Raw genomic sequence first — 25,254 nt, 5'->3', positions numbered from 1 at the left:
AAAAAAGCCCTAATACTACGGTATTAGGGCTTTTTTTATTTGTGGGCAACATAGGTGCTGGTGAAATAAATTGAATAGGTGTCCGCAAAATGCCCGGAAAAATCAAGGAGATTCTTTAAAATGCTATTGTATTTCTTCGATATTGTATGTTTTGCTCAGTGTTTGATAAATAAAATTGCAAAAATATAGTACCTTGCAATAAACAGTACCTGATGGTATATTATGGATATAATAGGTACTGTTTATTGAACGGTACTGAAATAAGAAAGGGGGGATTGTCCTTGAACGTTCAATTTAAAAAAGGTGTGTTAGAACTGTGTGTATTGGCGCTTGTAAAACGTAAGGATTGTTATGGTTATGAACTTGTTCAGCAAATTTCAAATAAATTTTTAATATCGGAAGGTTCTGTATATCCGCTATTACGTCGTTTAACGAAAGAGGAATATTTTCAAACATATTTAAAAGAATCCACGGAAGGACCGCCCCGTAAATATTATCAGTTAACAGAGCAAGGAGAGATGCAACTTACGTTATTAGTAACAGAGTGGCGTGATTTTGCTAAAGGTGTTCAAGAAATTATTGAAGGGGTGGAATGGGATGAGTAAAGAACGGTTTCTTAAAGAATTATCAAGTCATCTTAGAAAGTTACCAGAAGAAGAGCGACAAGATATTTTATTTGATTATGAAGAGCATTTTCAATTTGGGATAGAAGAGGGGAAAACTGAATCAGAAATAATAAAAGGGCTTGGCTCTCCGAAGGTAATTGCGAAAGACTTGCTTGTTTTGTATCGCTTTGATGAGATGAAAAAAGACCCATCGACTTCAAATATAACAAGAGCTGTCATGGCAGCGGTTGGACTTAGTTTGTTTAACTTTATTATTGTGTTAGGCCCATTAATTGCAATTATAGCTTTTATATTTTCCTTTTGGGTGGGTGGTATTGCTAGTGTAGTGACACCATTTTTCGTTATTTTAAAAGTGTTCATGGGTACTTTTATATGGTTGGATCTTTTCGTTAGTATAACGTTTGTTGGAGTAGGTTTGTTGTTATGTATTGTAGCTTATTATAGTACGAAGTGGTTTAAAAGATTATGTGTGCGCTATGTAATATGGAACTTCAAAATGATAAAAGGGGAGTAGATGATGAAAAAAATATTATTAGTAGCTATCGCTTGTATCATTATTGGAGTAATAGGGATTTCACAAACATATAAAAAAGCAGTAGAAACTGTGGAGAAAGGAAATAAGGAAGAAGTTATTAAAAACGAAACGCTAAAAAATGTAGAAGTTAAGTTAGATGCTGGAGATATTGTTGTACAAAAATCTCCTGATTCCTCTTTTTATGTAAAGCAAACAGGAGACATAAGTAAACAGGAGATTCGTATTGCTGAAGATGGTGACACATTAAAAGTTATAGGGGAAATAGAAAAAGGTGTTTCATTTGATTTTTCATTTTACAATTTCGGATTTCAAGCGCCTGCATTGACTATATTAGTACCTGAACGTTCTTATCAAGAGATAAAAGTAAATTCATCCGCTGGACAAATAGAAATAAGTAATGTGAAAAGTGACCGCGTAAGTGTTGAAACACTAGCTGGAGAAGTGGATTTGAAACATGTAACAGCAAAGAGTGTGGAGGGATCTACAAAAGCTGGTGAGGTGAATTTTAAAAAAGTAATAGGGAAAGCAACAGCCAAAACGGCTAGTGGGGATATAGATATTATTGATCATGATTCTAAATATGATTTAGAGGCAAGTTCAACCGCTGGAGATGTAGATATTACTTTATTGGAAAAACCACAAGATGCAGTTGTAACTGGGCAAAGCGCTGCCGGAGATGTGACAATTTTTAATGAAGAAAATAAAAATATAACGATCGGTAATGGAAGTAAAAAGATTAGCGGTAAAACCGCTGCTGGAGACGTTACTATTGAAACGCGTTAATAATTAATGTAATGTATTCTTTTGAGTGAACGGAAATCTATCAAAATATAAAAGAAGATAACGCCCTATATAAATAAGGGGATTATCTTCTTTTTATTATTTTTAATGTAAATCACGATATACGCCAATTACTTTTCCGATAACTGACACTTGTTTTAAAATGATAGGTTCTAGAGAAGCGTTTTCCGGTTGTAGACGGAAATGGTCTTTTTCTTTGTAGAAACGTTTAACAGTTGCTTCGTTATCTTCTGTTAAAGCAACTACAATTTCACCGTTGTATGCAGACTGTTGTTGGCGAACAACAACTAAATCACCATCAAAGATACCAGCTTCAATCATGCTATCTCCAGAAATGCGTAACATAAACACTTGATCTGCTCCAGCAACGATACTAGCTGGAAGTGGGAAGTGATCTTCTACACTTTCGACTGCTGTAATCGGTAAACCAGCAGTAACTTTTCCGACGATTGGAACTTGAATAACAGATTGTGTTTCTGTCTCCATTCGGTTGTCACCTAAAATTTCAATTGCGCGTGGTTTTGTTGGATCGCGTCGAATATATCCTTTTTCTTCTAGTCGTGATAAATGTCCGTGCACTGTAGAACTAGAAGCGAGGCCGACTGCTTGACCGATTTCACGTACGGAAGGTGGATATCCTTTTTCTTGTACTTTTAGCTTAATAAAGTCGAGAATGTCTTGCTGGCGTTTCGTTAACTTTTCCATGTTTTCTAACACCTCGTTTTCTTTCGTTTTTCTTATTAATAAGTATAACATGCGAAAAAACATTCTACAAACATAAGTTCGAACAATAGGGAGATTTATGATACACTAGAGGGAAAATAAAGCGAGAAAGAAGGGTTCAAAATGAATGCAATTGTTTATGCGCGTGTCAGTACAACAAAAGAAGCGCAAGAAACATCATTATTGCGTCAAAAGGATGAATTATTGCATTTAGCTGAGCGCTATCAAATGAATGTGATAAAAGTGATTGAAGAGCAGGCTAGTGGCTATACAATTGAACGTGATGGTATATTAGAAGTATTAGATACAATTCGAGATGAACAAGTTGATGTACTTTTAATACAAGATGAAACGCGTCTTGGTAGAGGGAATGCGAAGATTGCATTAATGCATTGTTTACATAAAGAAGGAATAAAAGTGTATACACATACGCATAATGGTGAATTACAACTTTCGGATTCTGACTCGATGGTGTTGGATATAATTGGAATTGTGGAAGAGTATCAAAGAAAGATTCACAATTTAAAAATTAAGCGTGGCATGCAAAGGGCGGTAGAGAAAGGATTTCGTCCGGAGAATAATTTGAAAAATCGTCATTTAAGTATAGGACGTGAGAAAAAAGAAGTGCCAATTGAGGAAATTGTACGTTTACGCCGGAATGAATTAACTTTTGAAGAAATTGCAGCAACACTTCGTGGTTTTGGTCATGATGTTTCAAAAGCAACTGTACATCGAAGATATGTAGAATATACAAAGCAATTGCTTGATAAAGAGGACTAACTATTGTATGATAATAATCAGTTTTGAGTAGAAGGGGGATTCGAGATGCCAAGTCACGAACTCATTGAACGCATTAACTTCTTAGCGAAAAAAGCAAAAGCTGAAGGCTTAACTGAAGAAGAACAACGTGAGCGCCAATCGCTACGTGAACAATATTTAAAAGGATTTCGTCAAAATATGTTAAACGAATTAAAAGGAATTAAAGTCGTTAACGAAGAAGGCACGGATGTTACACCGACGAAATTAAAAGCTCTAAAAAAGCAAGATAATGCAAAATTAAATTAAAAGATGGGCATAGCCCATCTTTTTTGATATTAATAGAAAGATACATGAGTAATAGCTTTCCAGTTGTAATACTACTTCAATCGTTTCAGTACATAGTGAATGATGAATTTAGACATATCTATTGATATGTCTTTTATTATGCGCTTGTTTAGAAGTTAATAAGTGAATAAACCGAATCTGTTGATCCGGTTCCAGTAGAAGTAATGATTACGAGAAGGGTGTGTATGTAGTATAAGCATATTGAGGAGAATATACGCGTGATGGTTATTTTAGAATTAGTAGGAGCAGGTGGAATTGATATGCTTTTCATTTTTATCCTGCTATTTGTGGGCAGTAAAACTCCCACCTCAAAATTCAGGTGGAGCAAAGAAGTTAGGTGGAAGCCCTGCTGCCCGTAAAAGCTCGATTGGTGAGGGCTAATAATCAGTGGGGGATGAACAAAACCCCCACTGATTAAAGTTTCACTTTATATTAAGCAAATGATCTCGTGGAGGTATTATTTTGATGACAATTATTATTGATCGTATTTCGGTTCAAAATGAGATTGTCTTAATGAGGATGTTCTTTATGTTCAGTTAGAGCGTTGTATTCATTTGTTTCGCAGAGTAATGGAAGATGGATGATATATTTTTTATTTGAGAATTTAATGTTTTTGCATAAAAATACAGATAATTCCCTTTCTTCCTAAAATAAAAACAGTAAAAAAGTATGTCATATTGAATACCCATACATTCCCGGAAACATTGATTTTTTTATAAAAAATCAAAAAAACATCAACATATTTGTCGATACATGTTGTATAATCTTGCGTGGGAAGCTATCATATAAATGTATAAAACGTTTACTAACATACGCGAAGGGAAGAATAGCATGTCACATTCAATCGAACAACTTTCTATCAACACGATTCGCACATTATCCATTGATGCGATTGAAAAAGCAAACTCTGGTCACCCAGGAATGCCAATGGGTGCAGCACCAATGGCTTATACATTATGGACTCAATTTATGAAACACAATCCAAATAACCCAACGTGGTTTAACCGCGATCGTTTCGTATTATCTGCAGGTCATGGTTCAATGTTACTATACAGCCTACTTCATCTATCTGGTTATGACTTAACAATGGATGATTTAAAGAACTTCCGTCAATGGGGAAGTAAAACTCCAGGACATCCTGAGTATGGTCACACAGCAGGTGTAGACGCAACAACTGGTCCACTTGGACAAGGTATTGCAACAGCTGTTGGTATGGCGATGGCTGAAAGACATTTAGCAGCAAAGTATAACCGTGATGCGTACAATGTAGTGGATCATTTTACATACGCTATTTGCGGTGATGGCGATTTAATGGAAGGCGTTTCTGCTGAAGCATCTTCATTAGCTGCACACTTAGGCTTAGGTCGTCTTGTAGTGCTATACGATTCAAATGATATTTCTTTAGATGGCGATTTAAATCGTTCATTCTCTGAAAGTGTAGAAGATCGTTATACAGCATACGGCTGGCAAGTTATCCGTGTTGAGGATGGAAATGATATTGAAGCAATTGCAAAAGCAATTGAAGAAGCGAAAGCTGACGAAAAACGCCCAACGCTAATTGAAGTAAGAACGACAATTGGTTTCGGTTCTCCAAACAAATCAGGAAAATCAGCTTCACACGGTTCTCCGCTTGGTGTAGACGAAACAAAATTAACGAAAGAAGCATATGCTTGGACTGCTGAACAAGATTTCCATGTAGCAGAAGAAGTATATGACAACTTCCGTAAAACGGTACAAGATGCTGGTGAGACTGCACAAGCTGCATGGAACACGATGCTAGGTGAATATGCACAAGCATATCCAGAATTAGCAAACGAGTTGCAAGCAGCAATGAATGGTCTTCTTCCAGAAGGTTGGGAACAGAGCTTACCAACTTATGAATTAGGATCAAAAGCAGCAACACGTAATTCTTCAGGTGCTGTAATTAATGCTATTTCAGAGTCTGTACCATCATTCTTTGGTGGATCAGCTGACCTTGCTGGTTCTAACAAAACATACATGAATAACGAAAAAGACTTCACAAGAGCTGATTACAGCGGTAAAAACATTTGGTACGGTGTTCGTGAGTTTGCGATGGGTGCAGCAATGAACGGTATTGCACTACATGGTGGTTTAAAAACTTACGGTGGTACGTTCTTTGTATTCTCTGACTACTTACGTCCAGCAATTCGCCTTGCAGCATTAATGCAATTGCCTGTAACGTATGTATTCACACATGATAGTATCGCTGTTGGTGAAGATGGTCCAACACATGAGCCGGTTGAACAATTAGCAGCACTTCGTGCAATGCCAAACGTTTCTGTTATTCGTCCAGCAGACGGTAACGAATCAGTTGCAGCTTGGAGACTAGCTCTAGAATCAACAAAAACACCAACTGCATTAGTGTTAACTCGTCAAGATCTTCCAACATTAGAAGGTGCAAAAGACGACACTTATGAAAAAGTAGCAAAAGGTGCATATGTAGTTTCTGCAAGCAAAAAAGAAACTGCTGATGTAATCTTAATTGCAACTGGATCTGAAGTAAGCTTAGCAATTGAAGCGCAAAAAGCTCTAGCAGCAGACGGCGTTGATGCAGCTGTTGTTAGCATGCCATCTATGGATCGCTTTGAAGCTCAAACTGCTGAGTACAAAGAATCTGTGCTACCAAAAGCAGTAACGAAACGTTTCGCAATTGAAATGGGTGCTACAATCGGATGGCACCGTTACGTAGGTCTTGATGGAGATGTACTAGGTATCGATACATTCGGCGCTTCTGCTCCTGGTGAGAAGATTATGGAAGAGTATGGATTTACTGTAGAGAACGTTGTTCGTAAAGTAAAAGAAATGCTTTAATGATTTTAGAAAAATCTCTCCAGCATGGGGAGATTTTTCTATGTAGTTGAGTTTTTTCGACAGAAAAAGTTTTTTCTCTCTCCGTAGTCAGACAATCATTGCAAATTTTCTCTTATATAATGTAGGGAAAAGGTTGTCCAGATTGGGAGGGGAAAAATGAAAACGTATGAATTGTATTTAATTCAAGAGGATATTGCGAAAGCTTACTTTGGTCGTGAATATTTGTTTTTTGATTTATTTGCTCGATTTTCAGAATCTGGGTCCCTTTCGGAGAAAAAAGTATTATATAAACAAATGACGTATATTACGATGCCGTTACAAGTAATGAAAATTCATCATAAATTAGAACAAGCTTTGCGTGTTCTTGGCAAATATGAAAGAACAAATTATACTCATACGCTTTATACAGGAGCTGAATACGGCGAAATAGTCGTGAAATCACAATATATTCGAATGAATACTTCTGGAAATGTATCCATGGAAACAACTTTCTTTGAGGTGCTTAGAAAGTGTGAGTTAACATTTTTAGCGATGGATTATGAAAATAAAAAGTACGGCTGGTTAAATCCTCTCAAACAAGTACGAACATATGTGTAAAAAATGTCGAATAGTATCTTGTCTTATTGAAAAGGTTTTAGTACACTGTAAGGTAGACAACATGAAGGAGGAAAAGATATGCCAATGTGGTTAGGTATTCTAGTGGGCGTAGTAGCACTAGTAGCAGGCGTGGCGTTAGGATTTTTCATTGCCCGCAAATATATGATGAATTACTTACAAAAAAATCCACCAATTAACGAACAAATGCTAAAAATGATGATGATGCAAATGGGGCAAAAACCTTCCCAAAAGAAAATCAATCAAATGATGAGCGCGATGAACAAGCAACAAACGAAATAAGCGCTAAAGGGCACTCTTACCGAGTGTCCTTTTCTTTTGGATATAATAAGTGTTTAAAACTTTTAAAAATTCTGTGTTTTTGGTAAACTGAAAACATCGCTCATTTTAAGGGAGGAGGATAAATATGAAAGTGTTTTTTAATTTAGCTTGGTTTTTTAAGCAAGAAAAACGAGCGTACATAATCGGAATTATTATGTTATTTGGTGTCGCGCTTCTTGAACTTGTAGCGCCAAGAGTACTAGGGATTGTAGTAGATGAAATTAATAATGGAACATTAACGGCTGAAAAATTGTTGAACTGGGTTATTCTATTAGTAGTTGTAGGAATTACGATGTATATATTACGTTACTTATGGCGTATTATGATTTTTGGATCTTCTTTAAAACTAGCTCGTCAACTGCGAAAGAATCTATATGAACATTTTACTAAGATGAGCCCATCCTTTTATCAATCACGTCGCACAGGCGATTTGATGGCACATGCAACAAATGATATTCAGGCGATTCAGCAAACTGCGGGGTCAGGTGTTTTAACACTTGTTGATTCATTAGCTGTTGGAGGATGTGTACTCGTAGCGATGGGATTTACAATTAGTTGGAAGTTAACGTTATTAAGTTTAATTCCGATGCCAATTGTAGCTATTTCTACAAATTATTATGGAACTTTATTGCATAGAAGATTTCATAAGGCACAGCAATCGTTTTCTGAAATCAATGATAAAGTACAAGAAAGTATGAGTGGGATGAAGGTAATTCGCTCACTTGGACAAGAGAAAGAGGATTTACAAGCATTTCGGAAAAAATCTGAAGATGTCGTACATAAAAATATGCTAGTTGCACGTATTGATTCGTTATTTGATCCAACGATTTCCTTAATTGTCGGATTTTCATTTTTGATCGCAATTTGTTACGGATCATTATTAGTCGTACGGGGAGAATTAACTGTAGGGGAATTGGTAACATTTACAACATACTTAGGGACACTTGTATGGCCAATGTTAGCGTTTGGATGGCTATTTAATATTATGGAGCGTGGACGTGCTTCGTATGATCGTGTAGAGAAGATACTTTCACAAACTTCAGATGTAGTGAATAGGGACAATGCTATAAATACTATAGCAAGTGGTGATGTTTCATTCGCTGTTGATTCGTTTTCTTATAAAAAGAATGAACTATTAAACTTAAAAGATATTTACTTTAATTTAAGAAAAGGTGAAACGTTAGGAATTGTAGGACGTACCGGTGCAGGGAAGACGACGTTGTTAAAATGTTTAATTCGAGAGTATGATCATTTTAATGGTGAATTAAAAGTTGGGGAGCGGGATATTCGAGATTTAACACTTCACGGTGTGCGTTCTGCAATTTCATACGTACCGCAAGATCACTTTTTATTTTCAGCGAGTATTGGGGAGAACATTGCTTTTGGAAAGGCCGATGCTACATATAAAGAAATTACCCGGGCTGCTGATATTGCTTGTATTCATAATGATATATTTCAATTTCCAGAAGGGTATGACACTGTAGTAGGTGAAAGGGGCGTTTCACTATCAGGAGGTCAAAAACAGCGAATCTCTATTGCGCGTGCATTATTAACAAATGCTGAAATTTTAATATTAGATGATTGTTTATCAGCCGTAGATGCAAAAACAGAAGAAACTATTTTAACTGCATTGAAACGAGAAAGGGCAGAGAAAACGACGATTATTACTGCCCATCGTTTAAGTGCTATTCAGCATGCAAATCTTATTCTTGTTATTGATGAAGGTAGGGTTATGCAGCGAGGGACACATGAGCAATTAATGAAAGAAAATGGTTGGTATAAAGAAATGTACGAAAGCCAGCAGTTAGAGGCATTAGTAGAGAAAGGAGGCGTATGATGGCTGAGAAAAAACGGAGTGATTTAAGAAGGTTGCTTTCTTATATGAGGCCTTATAAAGGGTTATTAGCGTTAGCATTTTTATTTCTAGTTGGTGCAACTGTAACTGAAATGATGGGTCCTTTTTTAATTAAACAATTTCTTGATGAACACTTAGTGCCAGGTAACTTTGAACAATCAGCACTTGTAACTCTATTTGTAGTGTATATTATTGCTCATTTATTAAAAGTATTATTTACTTATTTAGACTTATTGTACTTTCAAAATATCGCTTTTAAGATTGTCCAAGATATGCGAGTTGAGGTGTATGAACATGTTCAAAAATTGTCATTAAGCTTCTTTGATCGTACGCCGATTGGTACGCTCGTATCCCGCATAACGAATGATACAGAAGCGATTAAGGATTTTTATGTTAGTGTACTATCAACATTCGTGAAAAATGTAGTCTTTTTAGTAGGGATTTTAGTAGCGATGTTTTTATTAGATGTAAAATTAGCGCTATTTTCGCTCATATTAATTCCGATAATGTTTGCAATTATGGTGTTGTATCGACGGAAAAGTGCAGCTTTTTATTTAGAGGTACGTAATCAGCTGAGTGTATTAAATGCAAAGTTAAATGAGTCCATTCAAGGTATGAATATTGTTCAGGTGTTCCGGCAAGAAAAGCGGATGAGAAAAGAATTTGAAGAAGTGAACAATAAACATTTTAGTGCTGGACGTCGTACATTGAAACTAGATGCATTACTTTTACGTCCAGCAACAGATCTTGTTCATATTGTAGCAATTGCGTTAGTACTTGGTTTATTCGGAATCGATGCTTTAAAGAGTCCTGTTGAAGTAGGGGTTTTATATGCTTTCGTTAACTATATTCATCGTTTCTTCCAGCCGGTCAATGAGATGATGATGAAACTATCCTTCTTCCAGCAAGCGCTTGTTTCATCATCGCGTGTATTTCATTTAATGGATGATAAAGATTTAGCTCCTGTTCAAATGGGGAGTGAACAGCCACGAGTAGCTAACGGGGAAATTCAGTTTAAAGATGTTACTTTTTCATATGATGGAAAGCGTGACGTTTTAAAAAATGTATCTTTTCACGTAAAGCCAGGGCAAACGGTTGCTTTCGTAGGGCATACTGGTAGCGGAAAGAGTACGATTATGAATTTATTAATGAGATTTTACAATATTAAATCAGGAAATATTGTAATAGACGGAGTAGATTTAGAAAAGTTTGAAGAACAAGAAATTCGAAAGAAAATTGGTCTTGTGCTGCAAGATGCATTTTTATTTGCTGGAAATGTAAAGCAAAACATTCGTATGTATAATGAAGAGATTACAGATGAAGAGATAGAGGAAGCGGCAAAATTTGTGCAAGCGAATACGTTTATTGAAAAATTACCAGAGCAGTATGATACAGAAGTTGTCGAAAGAGGAGCTGCATTTTCTAGTGGTCAAAGGCAATTAATTGCTTTTGCTAGAACGATAGCAACCAATCCGAAAGTATTAGTGTTAGATGAAGCGACGGCAAATATTGATACAGAAACAGAGGAGGCTATCCAAACGGCATTGCAGCAAATGCGAAAAGGCAGAACAACGATAGCGATTGCGCACAGATTGTCTACAATACAAGATGCGGATCAAATATTTGTTATGCATGAAGGGGAAATCATAGAAAGAGGAACACATCAGGAGTTACTTAGTAAACAAGGGCTATACTATAATATGTATTTATTGCAAAATAAAGGGAGTTTACAAAAGGCCTTGTAATTACAAGGCCTCTTTTGGGATGTTAAAAGTGTATTAATGGAGTTTATGATGGACGGTGTAGTTTCAATTCCACTTTCTTCTTAAACATCTCGACAAAATAAATATATTAGAACTTTATTACTATAGCATAAACGTCGTGTCCACTAACTTAAGTTGTACATATTGTATACGGAATAAAAAATTTGATAGGAGCTTTTATATGCAAAATAGATCCAGTTCAAATGTTACGTTTATCGATGTGTCTCATTGGGAAGGGGACATTAATTGGAATGCTGTGAAGTCATCAGGTATTCCAGCGGCGTATGCAAAAGCGACGGAAGGCGTGAACTATATTGATCCTACTTTCGTTCAAAATGTACAAGCTGCAAGAAATGCGAATGTATTAATCGGTGCATATCATTTTGCGCACCCAGAACAAAATGATGCCATTTCAGAAGCGAAATATTTTGTGAATATATTACAGAGTAATCAGACGGACTTAATTCCTGTTTTAGATTTAGAATCGCCAACGGATACTAGCAATAGTAGTTTAACGGGTGCGACTATATCGAATTGGGCAAGAAGTTTCGTGAATTATGTGAAACAAGCTACTGGGAAAAATGTAATGTTATATACAGGAGTTTGGTATATTAGTGAATTTGGAATTAACGGGTTAAGTGACATTCCACTTTGGATTTCCAGATATTCTAGTACACCGCCTGCTGATGCTGGCGGATGGACAGAGTGGACAGCATGGCAGTACACAGATTCTGGTCAAATTTCAGGTGTGGGAAATTGTGATGTATCAGCAGCTGTTTCATTAGAAGCTTTACAAGAAAATGGAGCAAGTGGTGGAGGTAATGTTTCCGCGCCTAATAATGCAACACCAGTATATGGAGTTGCTGTAATTAATGGAGATAATGTGAATTTACGAAGTGGACCATCTTTACAGTCTAGTGTAATTCGCCAATTGAATCGTGGCGAATCATATGAAGTTTGGGGAGAACAAAATGGATGGCTCTGCTTAGGGACAAATCAGTGGGTATATAATGATTCAAGTTATATTCAGTATAAACATTATGTGGCAACTATTACTGGCGATAATGTGAATCTGCGAGACGCTCCATCATTAAACGGGAATGTTATAAGACAGTTACATCATGGTGAATCATATCGAGTATGGAGTAAGTAAGATGGATGGCTTTGCTTAGGGACAAATCAATGGGTATACTATGATTCAAGTTATATTCAATATGGTGTGTAATAAAGTAAACTTTAATTGATGAGGATTGTCCACACTGATTATTGGACAATTGACCAATACCAATGGGTTTTTACCAGCGGTTTTACTATAAAAAGGTATCTTACTTGAGATGCCTTTTTATAAAAAATATATAATTTTTACTAAGTGTATATTAAAAGCATAGTATAATATAATCGATATATTTATAAAAATAATCGGACGTGAAATAAAGGAGAAAAAATATGGAGTATGTGCTAATAGGTGGAATTTTAATATTATTAGCTGCAGTGTTTGTACTGTTTTATAAAAATAAACAGTTAGAATCAGAGAGCCAGCAAGTAGAATTTGAAAAGAAACAAGCGATTGAAACGTATGAAAGTGAAATTGCAGCTACGATTACAGAGCATAAAGAACAACAAAGTACTTTAAAGAATATGGAACAGAAAAAATATAATGATTTACAAGTTAGTACAGCTAGAGAACTTGAAAATATGCATATGATGAAAAATCAACTAGCTGTTCAACATAGTAAAGAACGTAGTGAAATGCAAGATAGGCATAGTAATGACCTACATATGTTTCAAAATTTAATTGCGGATTTACGAGAGTATACCAAAAATGGTGCTGAAGTGAATACACATGAAACATTACATTATATGAAACGAGGTTTTGTTGAGCAAGGAATCATACTAGAAGATGAGTTTCATATTGTGCCGAATATCTTTATGAGAAGTAATAAAGATAGACATAAACGTGACGTAAACGATAATCGAATCCATCATCTCATCTTATGTAAAACTGGTATTTATCTACTGGAGACGAAAGAATGGACAGGGAAATTAATCCATGGCTTAACGAGAGAAAATGCAGGTATATATTCATTTATGATTGAGGAAATTGGCAAGTATCAACATGAAATTGAAAAAGAAGAGACATTTGAATTTATTACGGATGGAACTTCATTAACTTTGCAAGTACGAAATGAAGGGAATCCAGCGTATAAAGCGAAAATACTATCTCAAACTTTATATAATTGTTTGGAAGAAATGCAAGTAGATATTGTAAAGGAAAAAATAAAACCGATTGTATATTTTGAAAATGAAGGTGGAAAAGAAGTTATTGATCTTTCTAATGAAGAATTGCCGAGATTTAAAGATAGAGAGCAAATTGTAACGTTTTTCAGAAATGAAGTTTTAACAAGTAAAGTAATATATACTGCTCAAGAACTACGAAAGATTAGAGATATGATTGGCCAGATGAATTATGTTGCGAAGTGAAACTTTAATTAGCAGAGCTGTTATATGTAGCACGACTTCCACCTAACATAGTAAGGCTTGAAGTGGGAGTTTCACTGCCTGTAAATAGCGGGATAAAGTAGGTGAGTTAGGTGGAGAAAGGTAAAAGCTCTATATTGTGGGGAATATTGTACATTTATTTTTGTTTGTATATATTAATGTATCTTGTGTTTATCTTTGTTATTGATATGGTTCATGTGTCATTGAGTGTAACGAGTATTTTTGTAGTAGCAATGCCTTTTATTCTACTAGTTATTATTCAAAAGGCTGTTTTACATGTATCAGCAGGACGTGATAAAGATAAGAAACAGCTGTTCATTGTAATGATGGTTGCTCTCATTCCATTGATAGTATGCACTTTACAATTAAGTTTAAATAAATACACTTCAAACTTTAATCAGGATCGGTGGTTAAATGATGAGGAAAAACGGGTATATATGATAGATGACTTATTAAAGCGGCATAAATTGATAGGGAAATCAAACGAGGAAATCATAAAATTGTTAGGGGTCCCTACGAAAACAAGCAGTTTGGAAACGGGAATTACTACACTATACTATCTTGGGAATGAACGTAGTTTCATTCCTATAGATAGTGAATGTCTTGTTTTGCAATTTGATAAAGATGGTAGAGTTATAGAGTATAAGGTACAACGAGATTGAAATAGTGAGAGGAGAAGCTATATCTTTTATAGCTTCTTTTCTATATTCCAATATAGAAAAAACAGGCAAATAGTAGTCATTCCTATCTATACGAATGAGATAGAGTTTGTTATATTGTAAATGGTTATTTAGTTTAGAAGTTTACTAGATAGTATTAAATTTTTTAGATTAGGGAGGGAAGTTAACACGAATTTCGATATAAGCGTGTTAAATAATTATTATGAAAAAAGGATTTTATAATGTTTTAGCTGCATCAATTGTATTTAGTATGGTGACGATTCCAACTTTTTCCTATGCTGACACAGTAGAAAAGACCGTAACAATTTCAACTGACGAACAAGCTTTAAAAAGTATTGAAAACCATATGAAAGATGAAGATGGGCGTGGAGAGGACAAAGGAGTAACAACTGAAGCGCAAGGAGATTTTCTTGTACATATAATAAGTTCAGCATCTTTATTTGATTCTGCTGATTTACAAAAAGCGACAGGTGTGCAGCTTTCTAATCAAGTAGTGAAAGCCGAAAAACGAAAAGGGAACGCTTACTATGTTGAAACATCATCTGGAGCTGGATGGATACAAAGTAGTGAAGGAAATGTAGAGGTTAAGGAAGTTTATCGCTTGGTAAACGAAAAGTTAGTAATTAATGAAGAGACAGCTACATATTCCGCACCATTTAATTCATATAAAGATGAGAAAGTGTTACAACCGCAAACAATTATTGCAATTGGACAAGTTGGAGAGTGGTTCCAAGTCCAAATAGATAATGAGGTGAAATGGATTTATGCACCTTCAGCAAAATTTGAAGGGACAAAGGCCTCGCTTATTCAAGACACAACACCAACACGTACAAAACGTGCAGCTGTTATGTATGCAGCGCCATCAGCAGAGAAAACAACGGATATTTACGGTGTACCATTAAAGGAAATGATTGTACCAACAGGAAATGAAAATATTCGTCCAGGCAATGCGATGAAACCAAAATACATTACAATTCATGAGACAGATAATTATAGTGTTGGAGCAAATGCTAGAAACCATGCACAATATTTATACAGCCAAGCAACAGGAACGACTGATCGTTCAGCATCTTGGCATTTTACAGTAGATGATAAAGAAATTTATCAACATCTACCATTAAATGAAAATGGTTGGCATGCTGGAGATGGAGCAGAAGGAACTGGTAATAGAGAATCAATTGCAATTGAAATTGCTGTCAACCAAGATGGTGATTATAATAAAGCTGTGGAAAATGCTCGCAAACTAGCAGCATATTTAATGGGGGAATTAAATATTCCTTTAGAAAATGTGAAAAAACATCAATTTTGGAGCGGAAAGAATTGTCCGGCCATTATGATAAAGGATAATGCGTGGGAGCCATTTTTACAGGGAACGAAAGCTTATTATGATGCGAATCATAAAGATGATATAACTGGTGGTTGGTATGAAGCGGATATTCGTGAATTAGATAAAAGAGGTATTATGGTTGGAGATGGAAAGGGTTCTTACTGGCCAGAACGCCTTGTAACACGTGGTGAATTTGCGAATTTAGTTTCAAGATCATTGCAATTACCAGAGGGGAAATCGAATTTCAAAGATTTAAGCACAGCTCATCCATCGCTAGTAGATGGTATTAATCGTGCAGCTAGTGCTGGGATTATAAGTGGAAGAGGAAATGATATATTTGCTCCGAATGATACGATTAAACGTGATGAAGCTGTCATTATGATTGATCGTGCATTGCAATACAAAAATATAAAAGGTAATTTAGTTTCATTACCATTTACGGATCAAAATTTAGCGTATGATAAACAGGCAGTTCAGCGTGTTTATGGATTAGGTATCGTAAAAGGGAATGAGAATAATGAGTTTATGCCAAAAGGTTCTGCAACACGTGGGGAATCCGCAGCATTTATTAATAGAATGTTAAAAGTAATAGAGAGTAAATAATGGAAAGGCATTCGCTTTGGCGAGTGCTTTTTTATTTTTCAATATGTTATAGAAAGGGGATGTGAATTTTGACTGGAATAAGGAATGAAAGTGGAGGTGATGCATATATTTAGAGGCATTGGGTAGTTTTTTGTATAAAATGAAAAGGAGGTAGGACGGTGAAATCAATACCGACTGAAGTCCTGAGTAAGGAATTGATGGAAAGAGAAGGGGTTATATCTATTACAGTGATGGAATTTGAAAAGATAGAAGTGGCCGGAGTAGTTGTTTCTGGTCCCGCTGTTATTTTGATTAATCAAGAGTAAGTACATATTATTAATATAGAAAAAGTAGAAAGAGCATCCATTTAGGATGCTTTTTGTTTGTATAGAAGTGCGCATGTGATAGATAATTGGAATATTGGAGGGGGAATATGTGGCAATTATTATAACAATGTTATTAATGGGAGTTTTATTAGGGTTTGTCGGAGCAGGAGGAGCAGGATTTATCATCGCGATACTCACTTTAGTATTCCATATCCCTATTCACGTTGCTCTTGCAACATCTCTAACTGCTATGGCATTTACGACATTATCTGGGGTAGTAAGTCATTATAGAGAAGGGAATGTTGTGTTTGTAATAGGCGGAATTGTTGGGGGATTTGGAGCGATTGGTTCCTTTATTGGTTCGAAGTTTGGTTCGCTAATACCAGCGAATCTTCTACACTGGTTTACAGCGGGAATGTTATTTTTATCTGCAATTTTTATGTTTATTCGATTAATTATATTTCAAAAAAAGGAACGGTCGTCTTTAAAAGGGCATAACGAACTTTCGAAAGATAACTTGATTAAATGTATATGTCTCGGACTGGTTACTGGAATGTTAGCTGGTTCATTTGGGATTGGTTCAGCACCCTTTATCCAACTTGGATTAATAGTTCTATTAGGATTAACGATTCAGCAATCTGTAGGGACGACAATGCTTGTTATATTACCAATCACAATTGGAGGTGGGCTTGGATATAGTTCGGAAGGGTATTTAGATTATGTATTATTAGTACAAGTTTTAATCGGGACAATGTTAGGGGCATATATAGGAGCTAAGTTTACAAATTATGCACCTCGGATGCTTTTAAGGTTTTCAATGATTATGACACCGATACTAGCTGGATGTATGTTGTTAGTAGAGTAAAGAAAACTATTAATATATTTTACGAATGAATTATGTAAGTAATTCATATTTCCCATATAAAAGAATTTGTTTTAATATAATGAGTGTAAAGTTCGAGTATTCGAAGTATTACTTGAATTATATCCCTATCCCTTTTCTAAAAAATGCGAACAAGTTTTGCCCTATTCTATTCAATAGTTTATTGTATAGAAATATATTGTTCGATGACCATTATGGAACGTACATAATGGGTAAATCCCGATCCTTAAAGAGGATGCCCCTAATCTTCATGTGAAAATATGATCGGATAAGAAAGCTGGCCAATTTATGGTCAGCTTTCTTTTTGTTCAATGAGTAATTCTTCTTTAATTTCTGTTTGCAATAATAAAGTTTTTCCGAAGCGCCGTGTGCATTCAGCCCGTACCTTTTGGATTGCTAGTAGCTGCGAAGTGGCGGGTACTGTGACGATAGCCTGCCGAGGTTTTCGATTTTCTTCACAAAAAACACATTCCACAACATATTTAGAAATCATAATTTCATCCTTCCATTTTTAATTTCTAAGAAGGGATTGTCTATGAAGTTAATGTGATTTTTCGTCATTAGTTTACTTTTTTCCTCTTTTTTCAAGGAGAAAATGATAAAGAAGGTGAATTTTTATAGGGGAGGGATGTATATGGAAAGATGGGTAGGTTGTGCAGCAGTATGTGTAAATGAAAGAAATGAAATTTTAATGGTGTTGCAAGGGCAAAAGGGTGAAGAAAAAAGGTGGTCTGTTCCAAGTGGTGGGCTTGAAAATGGAGAAACACTAGAAGAATGTTGTATTCGAGAAGTTTGGGAAGAAACGGGTTACAATGTGGAGGTTGTAAATAAAATATACGAAAAAGAAGGTATTACATATGGGGTTCCTGTATACGTTCATTATTATGTCGTTAAAAAAATAGGCGGTAGTATGAAAATCCAAGATCCTGATGAGTTAATACATGAAATTGCTTGGAAGAGGATAGATGAAATGAAGGAATTAACGCTATCTTTCCCGGAGGATTATAAGATTTTAAATAAATATATAAATAAAAAAGCAAGTGTTTAAACACTTGCTTTTTTTAGTGTAACCAAGATAAAAAAAGCGGAACGATAACTAAACTAGCTCCAGCTGTTAAAAGCATTGATAAACTTGCAATTGTACCTTCTATAGGACCGATTTCAAATGCTTTTGATGTTCCGGTTCCATTCGCGCTAGTACCTAGCATTATACCTTTTGCGAGCGCTGTTTTAATACGGCATATGCGTATGAGCGTAGGACCGAGTAACGCTCCAGTTAAGGCAGTTAATACGACGAAAACCGCTGTTAATTGTGACATGCCGCCAATCATTTCTGAAATAGCCATTGCAATAGGTGTTGTTACAATGTGCGGTGCTAAACTTTGTTCTATTGTAGAGTCAATTTGAAAAAAATTAGCTAGTAGTGCTGAAGTAATAACTGAAAGAAAAGAACCGACAATGACATTAATTAAAATAGCAGTGCCATGTTTTTTTAATAGATCAAAATACTTATAGATTGGCCACGCGAAAGCAACCGTTGCAGGCTTTAATAATTCTGTTAGCCAATGACTACCAGATTCGTAGGTTTCGTATGGTGTATCTAATCCGAGCAATAAAGTAATTAAAATGATTGGGCATACAAGCAGGGGAGAAAGTAAGCTCCAATTCCAGCGTTGATACATTTTTTTAGATACCCAATATGTGAATAGTGTTAATAGCAAACAAAGAAAGCCGATCATTGTGTTGATCCTTTCCGCTTCAATAGCAATTCTGTTAATAGTCCTGTTACGAGAGTGACACAAAGTGTACTAATCACGATAATTAAAATGAGATCGATTCCATACTGTGATAATGTATCTTTGTAACGAATGACAGCGACTGCAGAAGGGATGAAAAATAAAATAAGTTCTTTTAATAAAAAGTCTGCACCGTCTTGTATCCATTCTTTTTTCACTATGTTAAATTTTAATGAGATTAATAATAGAAAAATACCAATTATACTTCCTGGAACTGGGAGGTGTGCCTGTTTTGCAATCCATTCACCTGTCCAAGCGAAACAAAATAATAATAATATTTGTCCGCTTAACTTCCACCATTTCATACAGTAACCACCTCTTTCTTTTTTTACATAAAAATTGTAAAAAAGAATTAACAATTTCTACTATACGTTCATTCGAAATATTTGTCTAATATATAAATTATATGTTATTAATATATTAGATGTATTAATCGAAAGTGAAAAGGGTGTCCAAAATGGAATTACGGCATTTGCAATATTTTGTTGTAGTGGCAGAGGAATTACACTTTGGACGAGCAGCTGCTCGTTTACAAATGACACAACCACCGCTTAGTCAACAAATTCAGCAATTAGAAAAAGAAATGGGAGTTATGTTATTTTCAAGAACGAAGAGAAAGGTTGAATTAACAGAAGCAGGAGAAATGTTTTTAAAAGAAGTAAAAAAAGCGTTTGAACAAATTGAAAAAGCAGTAGAAGTTGCACAAAGTGCGCAAAGGGGAGAAGTTGGATCACTTTCAATTGGTTTTGTAGGTGCGGCAATATATGATATTTTACCGTCAATCGTCAGAGAGTATAGAAAGAAATTTCCGAGAGTGTCTGTAGCATTACATGAATTGTCAACACCGGATCAGGTGCATGCACTTCATGATAATCGAATTGATATTGGATTTTTACGTCCGCCAATTCCAACGCAATTACTTGAGTTAGAACCAATTCAAAAACTTTCGTGTACGTTATGTTTACCAAAGGCACATCCGCTTGCTGAAAAGGACGAAATACATATCGAAGATTTAAGGGATGAACCGTTCGTATTTATTACGAGACCAGTATGGCCAGCGTTATATGATACAATTCTATCACTTTGCCGTGATGTAGGTTTTAGTCCGCACATTGTACAAGAAGCAACGGAGTATCAAACTGTCATGGGTCTTGTAGCAGCAGGTATTGGAATTACGGTAATACCTGTATCAGCAAATAAATTGTATAAAACAGAAGTTGTATATAAGGAACTATGCGATTCTAATTTTGTAGCAGAAATGTCGGTGGCTTACAAAAAAATGAATAGTAATCCAGAGCTGTTAGAGTTCTTAAAAATTGCAAGAGAGAAAAAAAGGATTGAAGTGGAAGATGGGAAGGGTGAGCAGTAATCATGACGGAGAAGGGATTTAATTAAGATACACAAAACTACACCTTGTTAAACAATAAAGCGGAAATGCACCTAAATTGCATTTCCGCTTTATTGTTTTTTTAGCTCGATACTAAATAGATAAACATGTTCGTTTTCTTTTAAGAGTAGATCAATACCCGTTTCTTCATCAATTGTAGGGACGCTTATAGTTTCTTTATTTGTTGGGATTACAGCGGCTAAAATCGTTTTTTGATTGTATTTTACGTTTTTAGTAGATTGAATTGTAGTAGTTGCAGAACTATTTACGATTGGAGGGGACTCTTCAGGAACAAGCGTTGAACCACCGTCGATATTAATATACCATTGGCCTTTTTCTTGTACATCTTTATCAAATTGGAGATGTGGTGCTATGCATGAAAGCCTTATGTTCTTTTCTGAAAAATGTGATGAAGCTATGTTAGCAATTTCTTTTACTTTTTTACCATTTTGATAATAGTCAATTGTAGCATGGAGTTCATCTTTATTATTTTTGATTGTAACGTTATAAAACATTCTATTTCCTTCTCCTATAGGAGTCATTTGTAAAATATCAGATTGCTCTTTTGTTAACTTATATGGTTTAACAGTGGCACCTTCATTGTTTTTTAGTGAGCTACAACTAGTGAAAAGTAACAAAGAAAGAATATACAGTAATTTTATACGCATATAACCCCTCCTTTTTACAATTATAGTATATAAATGTTTTTATTCCCATTTTATTTTCTAGGACTAAAGGCTTAGTAAAGATTCCGATTGAAGTGCGATGTTTAAAATGTCATATTTTTATACACTAGTATTATAGAAGGAGTATGTTATGAAGTGAGGTAGGGGAAGAAATTTATGTCTTTATTTCGGTTGGCGAGAAAAAATATACAAAAATTTGCTATCAGAAGGTTAAAACAATTTATGTGGATTGCTATGAATACAATGGTTTGTTTTTTTATGATATCATTCCGGTTCAATGAAGATGTAATAAGTAAAGCGGAATATACACCTATATTTGTAAAGTGGTTTTATGCAATGTTTCTATTTGTAATTTTTGTGTGTATGTTCATTACTTATAAAATGACAGCCTCTCTTTTACAGAGTAGGAGAGAGGAGTTTAGATCGTATGAAGTAGTGAATATGAAGAGAAAAGAAATGTTATGTTTATTATGCCAGGAGCAATTATTAACTTACGGAGGAGCTTTCATTTTCGGATTAATTCATGGTATGTTATTTCTGAAATTATTTATTATTATTTTTATGAAAGTAGTAGGAATCCAAGGAGTAACAAATGCACCAATTACGTTGTATGCGATAATGGTAACAGCAGTTGTTATGATAACCGTCATTATAATATCGATGTGGCAATGTTGTAGATTTATACAAAGGTTAAAAAATGAAAAGTCATATGAAACGAGGAGAAAGGCATGAGAAATCATGGCTTTTTCTTCATTTTACACATGTTATTAATCATGATACAGTGGGAAGAACTGAAAAAAAGAGTTAAGAAGAAAGGTTGTATGGAATGATAAATGAGCAAGCGATCGTAAAAGTTGATCGATTAACAAAGCGAATTGGTTCAAAGACGTTAGTAGAAAATATTAGTTTTGAAGTGAAAAAAGGTGAAGTAGTTGGCTTATTAGGACCAAATGGTGCTGGGAAAACGACATTAATGCGAATGATGGTTGGAATGATTCGTATGACAGAAGGAGAAGTATGGATTGATGGTCAATCTGTAAAACAGCAATTTGAAAAAACTGCTGCGAAAATTGGTGCTGTAATTGAGACACCGGAATTTTATCCTTTCTTAAGCGGCTATGAAAATTTAACATATTTCGGAAGAATGAATGGAAATGTGACCGAAGAACGTATCGATGAAGTAGTGCAATTGCTAGGGATGGGACAAGTAATTGATCGTAAAGTAAAAGCATATTCACTCGGTATGAGACAGCGTTTAGGAATTGCTCAGGCGCTTATTCATGATCCAGACGTATTAATACTAGATGAACCAACGAACGGATTAGATCCTAGTGGTATACATGAAATGCGGATGTACATAAAGAAAATTGCACATGAACAAGGAAAGGCGGTTCTTGTATCTAGTCACTTACTTTCAGAAGTAGAATTAATGTGTGACAGAGTTATTATTATTCAGCACGGAGAATATGTCGCAACACAAAATATTCAAAGTGACAAAAAGGAAGAAAAGGAAAAAATACATATACGTGTAGATGATGTGAATAAAGCGAAAGAAGTTTTAGAATACGATGTTTTAGTAGAAGAAAACGAATTAGTTATAAACGTGAAAGATGAAGAAATTCCAAATATTATTCGTACATTGATGGAGAAAAACATTCAAGTTTATCGTGTATATGAAGAAAGAAAAACGCTAGAAGAGCAGTTTTTAGAATTAACAGGGGGAAAAGATATTGTTTAATTTAGTTTATAACGAGTTGTATAAAATATTTAAGCGAAAGCGAACGATTATTCCTTTTGCAGTTATTGCAGTATTAATTGTTGGATTAGGATGGGTTACGGTCAAGTATTTAGAGCCAGAAACAAAAGGGTGGAAAGTGGATTATACAGAACGTACTGTAGAAATCGAGAAAAAGCTCGGCATGAAAAAAGCGGATATTTTAGCAGAAAAGTCAGGGGACGAGCTTGTAAAGGAATATCAGCTTAAAATGAAGCATTTAGATACGGACATAGCACCGTCAAGTAGTTCACCGCTTTCATTTATGAGAGATACAGGTTTCATTGTATTTCCAATTTTGCTTCCGTTTATTCTCGTGTATGCAAGTACAATTTTTGCGAATGAATATAGCTGGGGAACATATAAGTTTTTAACGATCCGTCCGGCAAATCGATTTAAAATTTTAACAGCAAAATTTTTAGCGATCGTGTTATTTGCAGCGTTATTGTTTATATTTAATATGATTTTCTCAGCTTTATGTGGACTTGTTATTTATAAATTCCAACAGCCTGCATGGAGTGAATTTATTTTCCGAGATGGAAATATAATAAAACAAAACATTTTTATGGAAGTAAGTAAGTATTATGTTTTATCGTGGTTGCCAACTATTGTGTACGCAGCGTTTGCGTTTATGATTTCTGTTTTAACGAGATCTAGTGGCGGCGCAATTGGTATTTCGCTATTTCTTGCTTTATCAGGAAATATTGCGTTAATAGCAGCAACTAGATATGAATGGGCGAAATATTTATTGCCAGCAAACACAGATTTATATAGTATTTCAAAGAATGGAAGCTTTATTGATGGAGTAACATTCCCATTCGCTTCTTGTATACTTCTTCTGTATTTAATTGTATTTCTAGGGATTTCTTATACAGTATTTATAAAACGAGATTTAACCGCATAGGCAAAAGCCGTTAAGGATTAACTTAACGGCTTTTTGTATGTGCTAATTGATGAATAGCCTCTTCGGCTAATAAGGAGAAATACTCCGCGCTAATAGGTAATGCTTTTTCATCTACTGTAAAAGATGGATGATGCCATTCATGTGTACCACTTGTTCCCATAAAGACGAATGAACCTGGTGTTTTTTGTTGGTAAAAAGAAAAATCTTCTCCGGCCATTGATGGTGTAGGAGAGATAACGTTTAGATTCATTTGCTCTGCAATTTGAATAGAAAGATTAGTGAGTGTTTTATCGTTATGAACAGCAGGAGGACCTGGGTAAAATCGGAATTTTGTTTTTACACCTAGTGCATCAGAAACCCCTTTAATAATACGCTCCATTAATGCTGGAATCTTTTCACGTGTTTCAGCTTGGAATGTACGTACAGTTCCTTCTAACGTAGCTTTTTCAGGAATAACGTTCCACGTATTTCCTGAATGGATGTTTGTAACACTAACAACTGCATTATGAGATGAACTTATATTTCGACTTACAATTGTCTGCAGTGCCATAACAATTTGAGAGGATGCGACAATAGGGTCTACGCCAGCATCTGGTACAGCTGCATGTGTACCAACTCCGTGAATTTCAATTTCAAATCGATCAACTCCGGCCATTAGTGGTCCATCTTTAATACCGATTGTACCTACTGGTAAATCAGGTTTATTATGCATACCAAAGATAGCTTGTACATCCTGTAAATGTCCAGCTTCAATAACTTTGCAAGCACCATTACTGCTTTCTTCAGCTGGCTGAAATATAAAGCGTATAGTTCCGTTAAGAGAAGATTCTTTTTCCTTTAATAAATAAGCTGCACCAATAATAGCAGCCGTATGAAAATCATGCCCGCAAGCATGCATTTTACCCTGTATTTTTGAAGCGTATGGAAGGCTTGTTTCTTCCTGGATAGGAAGAGCATCGATATCAGCACGAATCGCTACAACTGGTCCATTTTTATTACCAGAAATTTCAGCGATAATCCCTGTTTCTAAGTTGGAATCCATAATAGTGATATTGGCCTCTTCTAACCAATTTTTTATCGCTTTTGTTGTTTCAAATTCTTCGTATGATAGTTCTGGATTTTCATGTAAATGCCGACGAATAGAAATAAGTTTTTCTGTTAATTGATCTGGAATAGATGCCACTTATTATGCCCTCTTTCTTAAGTGAAGTATTTATATTAATTATACAATAATA

At 35.2% G+C, this 25,254-nt stretch carries 26 protein-coding genes and 1 pseudogene; 21 read left to right on the top strand and 6 right to left on the bottom strand.

The window, feature by feature from the left end; all coding sequences use genetic code 11:
* Positions 1-281: 281 nt before the first annotated feature.
* From JDS80_RS08330 to JDS80_RS08320, 3 genes are read left to right on the top strand one after another with little or no spacing between them, the layout of a single operon-like run.
* Positions 282-605 (top strand): PadR family transcriptional regulator, encoded by a 324-nt coding sequence (locus tag JDS80_RS08330; RefSeq protein WP_001102616.1) that lies wholly within the window; start codon positions 282-284, stop codon positions 603-605.
* Positions 598-1,140, top strand: a complete 543-nt coding sequence (locus JDS80_RS08325) for a DUF1700 domain-containing protein (RefSeq protein ID WP_071747726.1) — start codon at positions 598-600, stop codon at positions 1,138-1,140. Before JDS80_RS08330 ends, JDS80_RS08325 begins: the two co-directional genes overlap by 8 nt.
* Positions 1,141-1,944, top strand: coding sequence for a DUF4097 family beta strand repeat-containing protein (locus tag JDS80_RS08320; protein ID WP_084667569.1), 804 nt, complete (start codon positions 1,141-1,143; stop codon positions 1,942-1,944).
* 102 nt (positions 1,945-2,046) lie between these two features.
* Here the strand turns inward: JDS80_RS08320 and lexA are convergent, their stop codons facing one another.
* Positions 2,047-2,667: a transcriptional repressor LexA gene (lexA, locus tag JDS80_RS08315; RefSeq protein ID WP_071747734.1), complete on the bottom strand. Its 621-nt coding sequence runs from the start codon at positions 2,665-2,667 to the stop codon at positions 2,047-2,049.
* 141 nt (positions 2,668-2,808) lie between these two features.
* Here lexA and JDS80_RS08310 point away from each other — a divergent pair, with 141 nt between their 5' ends.
* From JDS80_RS08310 to JDS80_RS08250, 13 genes and pseudogenes are all read left to right on the top strand, one after another.
* Positions 2,809-3,465: a YneB family resolvase-like protein gene (locus JDS80_RS08310; RefSeq protein ID WP_071747725.1), complete on the top strand. Its 657-nt coding sequence runs from the start codon at positions 2,809-2,811 to the stop codon at positions 3,463-3,465.
* Positions 3,466-3,510: 45 nt separating this feature from the next.
* Positions 3,511-3,750: a DUF896 domain-containing protein gene (locus JDS80_RS08305; protein WP_001139098.1), complete on the top strand. Its 240-nt coding sequence runs from the start codon at positions 3,511-3,513 to the stop codon at positions 3,748-3,750.
* A gap of 870 nt (positions 3,751-4,620) precedes the next feature.
* On the top strand, positions 4,621-6,621 hold the full coding sequence (gene tkt / locus JDS80_RS08300; protein ID WP_071747724.1) for a transketolase: 2,001 nt from the start codon (positions 4,621-4,623) through the stop codon (positions 6,619-6,621).
* A 156-nt stretch (positions 6,622-6,777) separates the two neighbouring features.
* On the top strand, positions 6,778-7,218 hold the full coding sequence (sirA, locus tag JDS80_RS08295; protein WP_000860649.1) for a sporulation inhibitor of replication protein SirA: 441 nt from the start codon (positions 6,778-6,780) through the stop codon (positions 7,216-7,218).
* A 78-nt stretch (positions 7,219-7,296) separates the two neighbouring features.
* Entirely contained in the window at positions 7,297-7,518 is a 222-nt protein-coding gene (locus JDS80_RS08290) for a YneF family protein (protein ID WP_001132292.1), read from the top strand.
* A gap of 124 nt (positions 7,519-7,642) precedes the next feature.
* Positions 7,643-9,394, top strand: a complete 1,752-nt coding sequence (locus JDS80_RS08285) for an ABC transporter transmembrane domain-containing protein (protein WP_071747723.1) — start codon at positions 7,643-7,645, stop codon at positions 9,392-9,394.
* The gene (locus tag JDS80_RS08280; protein ID WP_071770782.1) at positions 9,394-11,157 is read left to right on the top strand and encodes an ABC transporter ATP-binding protein; all 1,764 of its coding nucleotides are present in this window, start codon (positions 9,394-9,396) and stop codon (positions 11,155-11,157) included. Before JDS80_RS08285 ends, JDS80_RS08280 begins: the two co-directional genes overlap by 1 nt.
* Positions 11,158-11,356: 199 nt before the next feature.
* Positions 11,357-12,400: pseudogene (locus JDS80_RS08275) on the top strand (GH25 family lysozyme).
* Positions 12,401-12,621: 221 nt separating this feature from the next.
* A complete protein-coding gene (locus tag JDS80_RS08270; protein WP_199637971.1) occupies positions 12,622-13,656 on the top strand; it encodes a nuclease-related domain-containing protein in 1,035 nt (344 codons plus the stop codon).
* Positions 13,657-13,766: 110 nt separating this feature from the next.
* Positions 13,767-14,336, top strand: coding sequence for a hypothetical protein (locus tag JDS80_RS08265; protein ID WP_071747719.1), 570 nt, complete (start codon positions 13,767-13,769; stop codon positions 14,334-14,336).
* Positions 14,337-14,556: 220 nt separating this feature from the next.
* Positions 14,557-16,284, top strand: a complete 1,728-nt coding sequence (locus JDS80_RS08260; RefSeq protein WP_199637969.1) for an S-layer homology domain-containing protein — start codon at positions 14,557-14,559, stop codon at positions 16,282-16,284.
* Between the two features lie 158 nt (positions 16,285-16,442).
* Positions 16,443-16,589, top strand: coding sequence for a BC1881 family protein (locus tag JDS80_RS08255; protein WP_000836278.1), 147 nt, complete (start codon positions 16,443-16,445; stop codon positions 16,587-16,589).
* A gap of 109 nt (positions 16,590-16,698) precedes the next feature.
* The gene (locus JDS80_RS08250; protein ID WP_199637967.1) at positions 16,699-17,454 is read left to right on the top strand and encodes a TSUP family transporter; all 756 of its coding nucleotides are present in this window, start codon (positions 16,699-16,701) and stop codon (positions 17,452-17,454) included.
* Positions 17,455-17,764: 310 nt separating this feature from the next.
* On the opposite strand, the gene JDS80_RS08245 is transcribed toward JDS80_RS08250, so the two are convergent.
* Positions 17,765-17,965, bottom strand: a complete 201-nt coding sequence (locus JDS80_RS08245; RefSeq protein ID WP_071770778.1) for a DUF3903 domain-containing protein — start codon at positions 17,963-17,965, stop codon at positions 17,765-17,767.
* Between the two features lie 141 nt (positions 17,966-18,106).
* On the opposite strand from JDS80_RS08245, the gene JDS80_RS08240 reads away from it, so the two are divergent.
* The gene (locus tag JDS80_RS08240; protein WP_098890274.1) at positions 18,107-18,520 is read left to right on the top strand and encodes an NUDIX hydrolase; all 414 of its coding nucleotides are present in this window, start codon (positions 18,107-18,109) and stop codon (positions 18,518-18,520) included.
* A 13-nt stretch (positions 18,521-18,533) separates the two neighbouring features.
* Here JDS80_RS08240 and JDS80_RS08235 read toward each other — a convergent pair whose 3' ends face one another.
* Both JDS80_RS08235 and JDS80_RS08230 read right to left on the bottom strand, forming a co-directional pair.
* On the bottom strand, positions 18,534-19,211 hold the full coding sequence (locus JDS80_RS08235) for an LrgB family protein (protein WP_071747714.1): 678 nt from the start codon (positions 19,209-19,211) through the stop codon (positions 18,534-18,536).
* Positions 19,208-19,573: a CidA/LrgA family holin-like protein gene (locus tag JDS80_RS08230; RefSeq protein ID WP_000872360.1), complete on the bottom strand. Its 366-nt coding sequence runs from the start codon at positions 19,571-19,573 to the stop codon at positions 19,208-19,210. Before JDS80_RS08230 ends, JDS80_RS08235 begins: the two co-directional genes overlap by 4 nt.
* Positions 19,574-19,725: 152 nt before the next feature.
* Between JDS80_RS08230 and alsR the strand changes: the two genes are divergently transcribed.
* On the top strand, positions 19,726-20,637 hold the full coding sequence (alsR, locus tag JDS80_RS08225) for an acetoin biosynthesis transcriptional regulator AlsR (protein ID WP_071747713.1): 912 nt from the start codon (positions 19,726-19,728) through the stop codon (positions 20,635-20,637).
* 89 nt (positions 20,638-20,726) lie between these two features.
* Here alsR and JDS80_RS08220 read toward each other — a convergent pair whose 3' ends face one another.
* Positions 20,727-21,323: a histidine kinase gene (locus tag JDS80_RS08220; protein WP_199637965.1), complete on the bottom strand. Its 597-nt coding sequence runs from the start codon at positions 21,321-21,323 to the stop codon at positions 20,727-20,729.
* A gap of 174 nt (positions 21,324-21,497) precedes the next feature.
* Here JDS80_RS08220 and JDS80_RS08215 point away from each other — a divergent pair, with 174 nt between their 5' ends.
* The 3 genes from JDS80_RS08215 to JDS80_RS08205 all read left to right on the top strand — a co-directional run bounded on the left by JDS80_RS08215 (position 21,498) and on the right by JDS80_RS08205 (position 24,019).
* Positions 21,498-22,073 carry an FtsX-like permease family protein gene (locus JDS80_RS08215; protein ID WP_071747711.1) on the top strand — a complete coding sequence of 192 codons (576 nt, stop codon included), beginning with the start codon at positions 21,498-21,500 and terminating at the stop codon, positions 22,071-22,073.
* 94 nt (positions 22,074-22,167) lie between these two features.
* Positions 22,168-23,079 (top strand): ABC transporter ATP-binding protein, encoded by a 912-nt coding sequence (locus JDS80_RS08210; RefSeq protein ID WP_199637963.1) that lies wholly within the window; start codon positions 22,168-22,170, stop codon positions 23,077-23,079.
* Positions 23,072-24,019, top strand: a complete 948-nt coding sequence (locus JDS80_RS08205; protein WP_071770774.1) for an ABC transporter permease — start codon at positions 23,072-23,074, stop codon at positions 24,017-24,019. The genes JDS80_RS08210 and JDS80_RS08205 overlap by 8 nt, the downstream gene beginning before the upstream one ends.
* A gap of 22 nt (positions 24,020-24,041) precedes the next feature.
* Here the strand turns inward: JDS80_RS08205 and JDS80_RS08200 are convergent, their stop codons facing one another.
* The gene (locus JDS80_RS08200) at positions 24,042-25,202 is read right to left on the bottom strand and encodes a M20 peptidase aminoacylase family protein (RefSeq protein WP_071747708.1); all 1,161 of its coding nucleotides are present in this window, start codon (positions 25,200-25,202) and stop codon (positions 24,042-24,044) included.
* Positions 25,203-25,254 lie beyond the last annotated feature (52 nt).

Origin of the sequence: Bacillus cereus group sp. N8, assembly GCF_016483685.1 — a bacterium.
Taxonomy (GTDB): Bacteria; Bacillota; Bacilli; order Bacillales; family Bacillaceae_G; genus Bacillus_A; species Bacillus_A proteolyticus.
The sequence above is the reverse complement of the archived record's forward strand: the minus strand, read 5'-3'. Positions and strand labels throughout refer to the sequence as shown.